Source organism: Aeromicrobium sp., from assembly GCF_036676885.1.
Taxonomy (GTDB): Bacteria; Actinomycetota; Actinomycetes; order Propionibacteriales; family Nocardioidaceae; genus Aeromicrobium.
The window spans coordinates 1-10,143 of record NZ_JAKFCB010000052.1; the positions used below are offsets into that span (position 1 = coordinate 1).

The 10,143-nt window shown below is 69.3% G+C and carries 13 protein-coding genes; 7 read left to right on the plus strand and 6 right to left on the minus strand.

Annotated features, from left to right (window positions below; all coding sequences use genetic code 11):
• From V6M46_RS02865 to V6M46_RS02880, 4 genes are all read left to right on the plus strand, one after another.
• Positions 1-770: peptidoglycan-binding protein (locus V6M46_RS02865; protein WP_332662257.1), on the plus strand; the 770-nt coding region annotated here is incomplete at its 5' end.
• Positions 767-1,453 (plus strand): ABC transporter ATP-binding protein, encoded by a 687-nt coding sequence (locus tag V6M46_RS02870; protein WP_332662258.1) that lies wholly within the window; start codon positions 767-769, stop codon positions 1,451-1,453. The genes V6M46_RS02865 and V6M46_RS02870, both read left to right, overlap by 4 nt.
• Complete coding sequence (locus V6M46_RS02875) at positions 1,450-2,655, plus strand: ABC transporter permease (protein ID WP_332662259.1); 1,206 nt, start codon at positions 1,450-1,452, stop codon at positions 2,653-2,655. The genes V6M46_RS02870 and V6M46_RS02875 overlap by 4 nt, the downstream gene beginning before the upstream one ends.
• Positions 2,656-2,717: 62 nt before the next feature.
• Positions 2,718-3,398, plus strand: a complete 681-nt coding sequence (locus tag V6M46_RS02880; RefSeq protein ID WP_332662260.1) for an alpha/beta fold hydrolase — start codon at positions 2,718-2,720, stop codon at positions 3,396-3,398.
• A gap of 37 nt (positions 3,399-3,435) precedes the next feature.
• Here the strand turns inward: V6M46_RS02880 and V6M46_RS02885 are convergent, their stop codons facing one another.
• From V6M46_RS02885 to V6M46_RS02905, 5 genes are read right to left on the minus strand one after another with little or no spacing between them, the layout of a single operon-like run.
• Positions 3,436-4,614, minus strand: a complete 1,179-nt coding sequence (locus V6M46_RS02885) for an MFS transporter (RefSeq protein ID WP_332662261.1) — start codon at positions 4,612-4,614, stop codon at positions 3,436-3,438.
• 29 nt (positions 4,615-4,643) lie between these two features.
• Positions 4,644-5,186: a GNAT family N-acetyltransferase gene (locus tag V6M46_RS02890; protein WP_332662262.1), complete on the minus strand. Its 543-nt coding sequence runs from the start codon at positions 5,184-5,186 to the stop codon at positions 4,644-4,646.
• Between the two features lie 43 nt (positions 5,187-5,229).
• A complete protein-coding gene (locus V6M46_RS02895) occupies positions 5,230-6,165 on the minus strand; it encodes a DNA-3-methyladenine glycosylase family protein (RefSeq protein WP_332662263.1) in 936 nt (311 codons plus the stop codon).
• 31 nt (positions 6,166-6,196) lie between these two features.
• A complete protein-coding gene (locus V6M46_RS02900; RefSeq protein ID WP_332662264.1) occupies positions 6,197-6,808 on the minus strand; it encodes a J-domain-containing protein in 612 nt (203 codons plus the stop codon).
• 31 nt (positions 6,809-6,839) lie between these two features.
• The gene (locus tag V6M46_RS02905; protein WP_332662265.1) at positions 6,840-7,445 is read right to left on the minus strand and encodes a class I SAM-dependent methyltransferase; all 606 of its coding nucleotides are present in this window, start codon (positions 7,443-7,445) and stop codon (positions 6,840-6,842) included.
• Between the two features lie 222 nt (positions 7,446-7,667).
• On the opposite strand from V6M46_RS02905, the gene V6M46_RS02910 reads away from it, so the two are divergent.
• The 3 genes from V6M46_RS02910 (at position 7,668) to V6M46_RS02920 (ending at position 9,405) form a co-directional block, all read left to right on the plus strand.
• On the plus strand, positions 7,668-7,805 hold the full coding sequence (locus V6M46_RS02910; protein WP_332662266.1) for a hypothetical protein: 138 nt from the start codon (positions 7,668-7,670) through the stop codon (positions 7,803-7,805).
• 158 nt (positions 7,806-7,963) lie between these two features.
• Positions 7,964-9,208: a cytochrome P450 gene (locus V6M46_RS02915; protein WP_332662267.1), complete on the plus strand. Its 1,245-nt coding sequence runs from the start codon at positions 7,964-7,966 to the stop codon at positions 9,206-9,208.
• Entirely contained in the window at positions 9,205-9,405 is a 201-nt protein-coding gene (locus tag V6M46_RS02920) for a ferredoxin (protein ID WP_332662268.1), read from the plus strand. The genes V6M46_RS02915 and V6M46_RS02920 overlap by 4 nt, the downstream gene beginning before the upstream one ends.
• Before the next feature lie 15 nt (positions 9,406-9,420).
• Here the strand turns inward: V6M46_RS02920 and V6M46_RS02925 are convergent, their stop codons facing one another.
• Positions 9,421-9,924, minus strand: a complete 504-nt coding sequence (locus V6M46_RS02925; RefSeq protein ID WP_332662269.1) for a COG4315 family predicted lipoprotein — start codon at positions 9,922-9,924, stop codon at positions 9,421-9,423.
• Positions 9,925-10,143 lie beyond the last annotated feature (219 nt).

Here is a 10,143-nt window from a genome sequence, read left to right on the forward strand (position 1 = left end):
TACCGGTCACGCTGATGTACGGCTCACTGCCGGCGTACCGCGAGCTCAAGGACGGCGTCGAGGGCGATGATGTCGAGCAGTTCGAGGCCAACCTCGCGGCCCTGGGCTATGTGGGGTTCGACGTCGACGAGGACTTCACCGCCAACACCGCCGCGGCGGTCGAGCGTTGGCAGGAGGACCGGGGGCTCGAGGAGACCGGCGTGGTCGCGCTCGGCAGCGTCGTGTTCGCACCCGGCAAGATCCGCGTTGACTCGGTCTCCGCGGAGGAGGGGTCTGCCACCGCACCGGGCCAGGCCGTCCTGTCGTTCACCGGTACGTCCAAGGCCGTGACGGTCGAGATCGACACCGAGGACCAGCGGCTCGCCAAGAAGGGTGGCGAGGTCACCGTCGAGCTGCCCAACGGCGAGACGGTCAAGGGTGTGATCTCCGACGTCACGACGGTGGTAAAGCCCGCCGAGGATCCCAACGCGGAGGATGAGACCAAGGTCGAGGTGACCGTCGACATACCGGGCAAGAAGGCGCAGAAGCTGGCGGCGCCGTTCGCGCTGGCCTCGGTCAACGTGACGTTCACGGTCGACCAGCGCAAGGACGTGCTGACGGTTCCCGTCGCGGCTTTGCTGGCCCTGCAGGAGGGCGGCTTCGGCCTCGAGGTCGTCGAGGGTGGCACGGCGTCGTACGTGCCGGTGGAGACCGGGCTGTTCGCGGACGGCAAGGTCGAGGTGTCCGGCGAGGGGATCTCGCGCGGCACGGTCGTCGGGATGCCGAAGTGATCGCGCTCGAGGACGTCACGAAGATCTACCCGGGCGGGGTGGCGGCGCTCGCGGGAGTGTCGCTGCACATCCGGCGCGGCGAGCTCGCGGCGATCGTCGGGCCGTCCGGCTCCGGCAAGTCCACGATGCTCCACGTCGTCGGTACGCTCGACCGCCCGACGGCCGGGCGGGTGCGGATCGACGGTCACGACGTGGCGGAGCTCAGCGATGCCAACCTCTCCGCGCTGCGAGCCGGCCGCATCGGCTTCGTGTTCCAGCAGTTCCATCTCGCCGGCGGCACGTCGGCGCTCGACAACGTCGCCGACGGGTTGCTCTACACCGGGTTGCGCCAGTCACAGAGGCGGAAACGGGCGACGGCAGCTCTGGAGCGCGTGGGTCTCGGCCCGCGACTGCGCCACGAGCCGCACGAGCTGTCCGGCGGGGAGAAGCAGCGCGTCGCGATTGCGCGGGCGGTCGCGGGTGAGCCGGCACTGGTGCTGGCGGACGAGCCGACCGGTGCGCTCGACTCGGTTTCCGGCGCTGGGGTCATGGACCTGCTGCGCGAGCTCAACGCGGAGGGCACGACGGTCGTGATCATCACGCACGACCACGCGATCGCCGATTCGCTCCCGCGTCAGGTGCGCATGCTCGACGGCAGGATCGTCGAGGACTCGGCGCGACCGCGTGCGCAGGTGACGGCATGACCACGACTGTCCTGACGCCTGCACGGATGTGGCCGCGGGACGTCCTCAAGGTGGGCGCAGTCGGCCTCCGTACGCGGCCGTTGCGCGCATTCCTGTCGTCACTCGGCATCGCGATCGGCATCGCCGCGATGGTCTCCGTCGTCGGGATCTCGTCGTCGTCGCAGGCCGAGCTCGACCGCAAGCTCGACGCGCTCGGCACGAACCTCCTGACGGTCACGCCGGGGCAGACGTTCGGTGGCGACGAGGCCAAGCTTCCCGACGAGGCCGAGTCGATGGTCGCCCGGATCGGCCCCATCGAGTCCGTGTCGGCGGTCGGCGAGGTCAGCGACACGAACGTCTACCGGACCGACAAGATCCCCGTGGCGGAGACCAGTGGCATCAGCGTGTTCGCTGCACGGACCAGCTTGCGATCGGCCATCGGCGTCGAGCTCCGGAGCGGCACGTGGCTCAATGCTGCGACCAGTCGCTACCCCGCAGTCGTCCTGGGCTCGAAGGCGGCAGACCGGCTCGGCATCAGCCATGCCGGACCCGACACCAAGGTTCTGGTCGGGGGTGAGTGGTTCACCGTCGTTGGCATCCTCAAGTCGGCTCCCCTCGCGCCGGAGCTCGACACCGCAGCACTTGTCGGTTGGCCCGTCGCCGAGTCGCTGCTGGACTTCGACGGTCATCCGACGACGGTCTACACCCGGTCGAACCCGGCGAAGGTCGATCAGGTGCAGTCCGTGCTGGGTGCCACGGCCAACCCCGCGCAGCCGAACGAGGTCGAGGTGTCCCGTCCCTCCGACGCACTCGCGGCGCAGAAGGCCGCGGGCGAGGCGTTCACCGGCCTGCTGCTGGGGCTCGGAGCCGTTGCGCTGCTCGTCGGTGGAGTCGGTGTCGCCAACACGATGGTGATCTCGGTTCTGGAACGACGTGCGGAGATCGGCCTCCGTCGATCCCTGGGCGCGACGCGCGGTCAGGTACGCACGCAGTTCCTGGCGGAGTCGTTGCTGTTGTCGACGCTCGGCGGCGTCGGGGGAGCGGTGATGGGTTCGATCGTGACGGCGGGCTACGCGGCGTACCAGGGCTGGCCGACGGTCGTCCCGGCGTGGGCCGTGGCCGGAGGCATCGTCGCGACGCTCGGCATCGGGAGCCTGGCCGGCCTCTATCCGGCGATCCGGGCGTCCCGCCTGTCACCGACGGAGGCGCTGGCGACCCCCTAGCGTCCGGCGAAGGACCTACGATCGGCTCATGAGTGAGCGCAGCGAACCTTGGAGGTGACGGCGTGATCGAGCCGACATATGTCCTTGTCCCGGGCGCGGGCGGCATGGCGTCCTACTGGGATCGCGTACGCCGAGAGCTCGACGTGCGGGGGCGCGCCAGCATCGCCGTCGACCTCCCGGCCGACGACCCCGACAAGGGTCTGCCTGATTACGTCGATGCCATCGTCGACGCCGCCACCGGACTGGATGACGTCGTGCTGGTCGCCCAGTCCCTCGGCGGCTTCAGTGCGTCGTGGGCGGCGGACCGGCTCCCCGTGTCGAGGCTCGTCCTGCTCAACGCGATGATCCCGTTGCCGGGTGAGACTGCCGGCGAGTGGTGGGCGGCAACCGGCTCGTCCGAGGCGATGCGCGACAACGACATCCGCGCAGGACGCGACCCCGACGCGAACTTCGACCTCGAGACCTACTTCCTGCACGACGTGCCGGCGGACGTGCTCGCCGACCTCGGTGAGGAGCGCGATGAGTCCGATGCCGTGTTCGCCGCGCCCTGGGGTCTCGAGGCCTGGCCTGACGTCCCGACGACGGTGCTGGCGGCGCAGGATGACCGGTTCTTCCCGTTCAGCTTCCAGCAGCGCGTCGCACGCGAGCGGCTGGGCATCGAGGCTTTCCAGGTGCCCGGTGGGCACCTCAACGCCCTGAGTCGTCCCGCCGAGGTCGCCGACGCCATCGTCTCTGCCACCTGACACGACACGGGAGGACGTCATCGCGGCGTGAGCCGGCTCAGACGCGGACGCTGACCCGGCGCCGCGACAGCAGCACGAGCGGCGCCGTGAGCGCGATCATCAGCACGCCCACCAGCATGAGCTGCTCGGGCGAGATCACGTTGAGCGCCAAGGTGCTGAGCAAGGGGGCGGCGAATCCGATGTAGGTGAGGCTGTAGAACACCGCGTTGAGCGTGCCGAGGTCGTCCGGGTGGGCCAGGCTCTCGACCGTCGTGAGGCCGCCGACCAGGATCAGCCCGTATGCCGCTCCGAGCAGGATCGCCGCGGGCAGGACGAGCCAGGCGGCGCCGGATGCGGCGAGCAGCAATCCCGTGAGCAGGCCCGCAGCTGCAGCGGCGAGCCCGGACCCGATGATGAGCCGGGGATCGTGGAGCCGCTTGCCCAACGGTTGCACCACGACGCCGGTCCACAACGTGAGGCCGGTCAGCGCCCCCGTGACGGCGACTGGAGCGACCCCGATGTCGACGAACGTCGGAACCGTCGCGAAGCTCGTCGCCGCCGCGCCGAACACCCACGGTGCCGTCAGGGTGACGCCGAGCAGGAACGGGCGGGAGCGCATCGCCTGCCACACCTCGGAGCGGCGGCGGGGTTCGTCCTTGACCCCCGGCACATACGGGTCAGGGGCGTGCCACGCGATCGCGATGACGCCCAACATCAGCACGAGGTGGGGCACGTACGGCAGCACGGTCGGATCGGGCAGCCATTCGCCGAAGACACCGGCGACCAGTGGCCCGGAGCCGAAGCCCGCGGAGAGGGCGAGCGTTGCGCGGCGGGCGCCCGTGCCGGGCGGGCCGTCGCTCGACAGCTCCTTGACCCAGGCGCTGCCGGGCGCGAACGCCGCACCCGAGGCGATGCCTGCGACCAGGCGACCGAGGAGGAGGACGGCCAGGTTGTCGCCGCCGACCAGCAGGATCACCGTCGCGACGAACGAGAGCACCAGCACCGGCCGCATGACCCTCCGGCGGCCGATGCGGTCCGAGATCGGGGCGACGATCAGCAGCGCGGGGATGAGGCCGAGCGCGTACGCGCCGAACAACGCCGTCACGGCCTCGCTCGAGGCGCCATCCTCCTCGCGATAGACCAGCAGCATCGCGGCGAACTGGTTGGCACCCCAGCCGACAGCGAACAACGCGGCCGCCACCCGGAGCCACGCAGGGACACGCGTCGTCAGGGGCACCGCATCACTGTAGGTGCGGGTGCGGACGGTCAAGCCGCCCGGACGGCAAGGTCGAGGCCGTACAGCGCCTTCGCGCCGTCGATCTCGGGTACGAGGATCTGCCAACCGCGGCCTCCGTAGAGGCGGGCCGCCGCTCCGTCGTCGGGTGTCGTGGCGAGCAGGGCCCGTTCCTGGGGCAGGCCCTCGACGAGATGATCGTGCAGGAGGCCCGCGATGCCCTGGCCCCGGTGTGCCGGATCGACCACGATGTCGACCAGCTCGAAGTGGTCACCGACCCAGGTCTCGACGATGTGCGCAGGTGCCGTGCCGGAGAGCCAGTCACTCCAGAACTGACCGCGCTTGCCGGTGAACCCGTACGCATAACCGGAAACCTGGCCGTCGGTCGTCGCCACGACCATCCGGAAGCCGGCGCGTCGCGCGTGCCGCCGGATCGTCGAGCTGGCGAAGTTGTCGGCGTCGAGCTGGCTCTCGGGCAGGCTCGGGTCGCCGTACGCCGCCAGATAGATCGCGGCGAGTGCGTTGCGGATGCCGCCGTCGATCTGCTTTCGGGTCAGGGACTGCACAGTCGTCATGACCCGTTGCAACCCGTTGCGGCGTGCATTCATTCCGCCGAGGTCAGATGCGCCGGTGGTCCACCCGCGGCATCCGGGGGCCGCGGCGTTCGGGGGTCGCCAGCGGGCTGAGTCGGACCAGCTGGATGACGCGGAGGCGATGGGGACGCCACGGCTCCAGGGTCTCGGCCAGATCAGCGTCGTCGAGCGGGCGCCCCACCAGCGCCGCGCCCACGTCCTTGCCGACGTGATAGTCGCCGAACGGGACGGCGTCGGCGTCTCCGAGTGCTCGGCCACCGACCTCGGCGGCGGTCCACACGCCGACGCCGGGGATGCTCCGGAGGCCGCGATAGACCGCGGCGTGGTCACCCGCGTGTGTCGTCGCCAGGCGTTCGACCTGGTGACCGACGCGGGCACAGGCCTGCGCGGTGCGGGCGCGCTGCGGATCGACACCAGCACGGTGCCAGTGCCACGACGGGATGGCGGCCCACTGCTCGGCGGTCGGGAACACCCGCATCCCGGCGGGGGCCGGACCGGGCGCGGGTTCGCCGAATCGCACGAGCAGCCGGCGCCAGGCCGCGAAGGCATCGAGCCCGACCACTCGCTGCTCGATCACCGCGGCGATCAAGGCTTCGAGGATGCGACCCGTCCGCGGAATCCTTAGCCCGGCATGCCGGCGAAACGCATCGGCCAGGATCGGGTGGCCCGGTTCGAACCCGGACAGATCGTCCTCAGCGCCGACCAGCCCGGGCAGTCCGTCGATCAGCTCCCCGGCGCCGGCACCCCACGCCTCTGCTCGGACCAGGGCCGGCTCGAGCTGCCGCAGGACGTACGTGACCGGGCCGCTGGGCATCCGGCTCGTGCGCCACAGGTGGTTGCCGTCGTGCCGTGTCGTCGGGTCTCCCTTGCCCTTGCGCAGCATGCTCAGCGTCAATGCGACGTTGATCGGGGCCGGCAGGCGCAGCTCGCGCGTGAGGGAGACCTGCGACGCCGAGACCATGAGCCAAGTGTGCCCGCCGCCACCGACGGGGTCAGATGAGGCGACGAAACCGCGGGCGGATGCGCTCGGGCAACCGGCGCCACCACGGCGGGGGCGCCGATCTGCCTTCGTCGCGCCTGATCTGCTCCATCACGGCCTTCTGTCGCGCCACCCGCGCCGCAGCGCGTTGCTGCCACGCGCTGATCTCGCGGTCGACATCCCGCAGGGGAGTGATGACCGGCGGGCCGCCCTGGAGCTGCCGGCGGGCCTCGATGACGCGGGCGTTGAAGTCCTCGACCACTAGACGTACGCCTTCGGGGGTCGTCTCGTGGTCAAGGGTCTCGTCCATGCGTGCGTCCTCGGTGCGGAGCGCCAGTGCCGGTGGGAGCACACCGGTGATGTGCTCACGCTCGATGAGCCGCTTGAGCCACCAGTCGGGGTCGTGGGGCGCGTCGAGGTCCGGGATCGGCTTGCCGGCACCGGGAAGATTGTCGAACTCGCCTCGGCGCATCGCCTGCTGGATCTGGAGCTCGACCCACTGTGCCTGGTTGGCGAGGCGCTTCTCCCGCGCCTCGTCCTCGTCCTGATCGTCCTCGTCCGACGCAGCCGCTTCGGCCTCGAGGCGCAACCGATATTCGTGCCTCTTGCGATCGCGGGCACTCATCGGGATCACTCCTTCAGGTCGTGCGTCAAGCCTAACCGGCACGCTTCAGCAGCACGACGCCGTCGACCAGGTCGCTGAGCTTCCCGTGATGCATCGCGGTGCGTTGGCGGACCTCGGCCACGGCCACCTGCCACCCGTCCTGGAAGAGCGCGAGGACCTCGTCAGTCGTGAAGAGCCGTTCGGGATGGTCCTTGCCCATGTGGTCCGACGGGTAGTGACCGACGACAAGCAGGTGCCCGCCCGGGGACACGGCCGCGCCGAGACCCAGGTATGCCTGGGCGCGGGGCGGATCCGGGAGGTGGAAGAACTGCGCCGACACGAGGTCGTACGAGCCGGGTGCTGGGGGAGCGGCGACGAGATCGGCGTGCTCGAAGGAGATCTCGACGCCCGCCGCCGCGGCGTGGGCACGCGCGCGCTCCAGGGCGACCTCGGAGATGTCGACCGCCGTCACGTCCCAGCCGCGCTGCGCGAGCCAGACCGCGTCAGCGCCCTCGCCGCAGCCGACGTCGAGTGCCGTTCCAGGCGTCAGCGAGGCAACCTCGGTGACGAGCTGTGCGTTCGGCGCACCGCTCCAGACGGTGTCACGCTCGGCATACCGGGCGTCCCACTCAGCCGCATCGGAACCTGAAGGCGTCACGACCCGACGCTATCGCGGCCACCTGATGCGGGCAGGATCCGTTGTGGTTGACTCGAAAGCAGACATGAAGTCACTCCCACATCTGACGAGGCGCCTATGACTGACCACCGGCTCATCGATCACATGGAAGCGCTCAGGACCCGGCTTGAGTCCTGGCTCCGTGACCTACCCCCGAGGGAGCGGCTCGACGCCCTGGGAACGGTGCACGAGTCCTTGCAACTGATGAGTCAGATGGTCATGGCGTTGCGGCGAGACTCGCTGGTCGAGCTGGTCGACGAGTGGGGGATCGAGCGCGTCAGCGTCGCCCTCGGGGTCAGCGAGGAGCGTGTGCTCCGCCTGATCGCTCAACCGGTTTCCTGACAGTTTTTCGCCTTTCACCTGCGAAAACTCATTTCCTCGAGGGCTATTGCGGGCGGGTGTGAGCCGGGTTACAGTGCTGTCCACACAAACCGAACCGAATTCAGGTTCACCGCTCATGGCCACGCATCGCGCGGCGAAATCGAGGAAGCGAGACCCCGATGACCAGTCCGGCTGAAGAGCAGACCGAGATCTCCCAGCGAGTGCCCTCGGGATGTCCCGTCATCCACCTGGACGCCTCAGCACCGCTCGAGGCAGGAGCCCATTGGGAGAAGGCCAATGAGCTGAGGGAGACCAGCCCGGCGTTCTTCAACTCCCACGCGCAGGGCTACTGGGTCTTCACGCGGTACGACGAGGTCCGCGAGATGTACCAGCACCCGGAGATCTTCTCGAGCGAGTCCATCACCCCGTGGGATCCCGATCCGGTCTACCGGTTCGTGCCCACCCAGATCGACCCGCCGGATCACGCCAAGTACCGGCAGCTGATCAGTCGTTGGTTCGCCCCCAACGCCGTCAACCGGATCACGCCGCAGGCGCACGAGATTGGCCGGCGCCTCGTCGCGGACCTGGCGCCCAAGGGGGAGTGCGACTTCGTCAGCGACTTCGCGATGCGGCTGCCCACTGAGATCTTCCTGACGATCATCGGGGTGCCCAACTCCGATGCTGACCTGTTCGTGCCGTGGGTCGAGGACTTCTTCGCCGGCTTCGGCGGCGACCTGGAGCAGCAGACGGCGATGGGCGCCGCGCTCGGCGGCATCCGCGGGTACTGGGAGGACGTCCTCGAGGATCGCCGCCACGACCCGGAGCCGCGCGAGGACGACTTCGTCTCGCTCCTGGTCAACTCGACGGTCGACGACGAGCCGCTGGGCGACGCGTTGATCCTCGACATCCTGACGGTGCTGGTGCTGGCCGGGCTGGACACGACTCGTGGGCAGCTGGGCTACCTGTTCCGACACCTCGCCGAGAACCCCGACGACCGGCGCCGGCTGATCGCCGAGCCGGAGCTGATCCCGACCGCCGTCGAGGAGTCCCTGCGGATGTACACGATCATCTTCGGCGACGGCCGCAAGGTGGCACAGGACACGGACTTCCACGGCTGCCCGCTGAGCAAGGGCGACATGGTCTACGGACTGGTGTCTGGTGCCAACCGCGATCCGCGAGTGTACGAGAGCCCGGACGAGTTCATCGTCGACCGCAAGGCCAACAACCACCTCGGCTTCGCCGGCGGACCACACCGCTGCCTCGGAGCGCACCTCGCACGCCGGGTCATGCAGGTCGCCGTCGAGGAGTGGCTGAAGGTCATCCCCGACTTCGAGGTCACGAGCGAGGAGCCGCTGATGGAGCGCGGTGGCGGCGCCATGATGACGCTGCTCAACCTGCCGCTGACGTGGGAGGTGACGTCATGAAGCTGACGGTCGACGTCAACATCTGCCGGGGCCACGGCCGCTGCTACTCGCTCGCGGAGGGCCTGCTGACCTACGACGAGGATGGCTACGTGACGCCGCGCGGCCAGGTGATCGACGTACCGGCCGATCGGGCCGACGACGCGCGCAATGCTGCCGACTCGTGCCCAGAAGGTGCCATCGACCTCATCGACGACTGAGCTCGCGTACGGCTCTCAGGCGCGCTTCCCGTTCGGCTGCACGACGTACCAGTTGCCGCCGTTCAGGAACACGTCGTGGCACTCCACCTCGCCGGGTCCCTCGTGCGCGTAGTAGTAGAGCGGGTGACCGCCGTACGTCACCTGGGTCTTGCCGTCCGAGCGTTCGGTGGTGCCGAGCAGTGACGCCTTGACGCCGGTTCCGGCCACCGGTTCACCGTCGGTGAGCACCGGGGGCCAGGCCTCCGCGCAGTCGTCGTAGCACTTCGGCTCGTCGGTCTTCTCGACATCGAACAGGTAGATCGCCTGCTTGCGCTTGTCGAACAGCATCGGACCGAACTCACTGTCCGCGACGACGATCTCGGTGCCGGGCTTCGCCGCCGGGGTCGTCTCCTCGTCCGGTGTCGCCGTGGTGGTCGTCCTGGTCGCGGTCGGGCTCGCGTCGTCGGCGGGTGATGAGTCATCGCCGCAGGACGCCAGTGCGAGGCAGGCGATCACGACGGTGATCAGGCGTGCGCTCATACCCAGCAGTATGGCCCAGCAAGCTCCGAGATCACTGCGCATCTCGATCGAGATGGCGTCCGACCTAAGTGCAACTCATGGTTGCGTGGTGGTCGTCATGCTGCTAGCCTCAGGCGCAACCGATGGTTGCTATGTCAGGAGGACGTATGGAGTACGCCAGCATCGAGCGCGAGATCCACATCGACGCGCCGCCGGAGGTGGTGTTCGAGGTGATCAGCC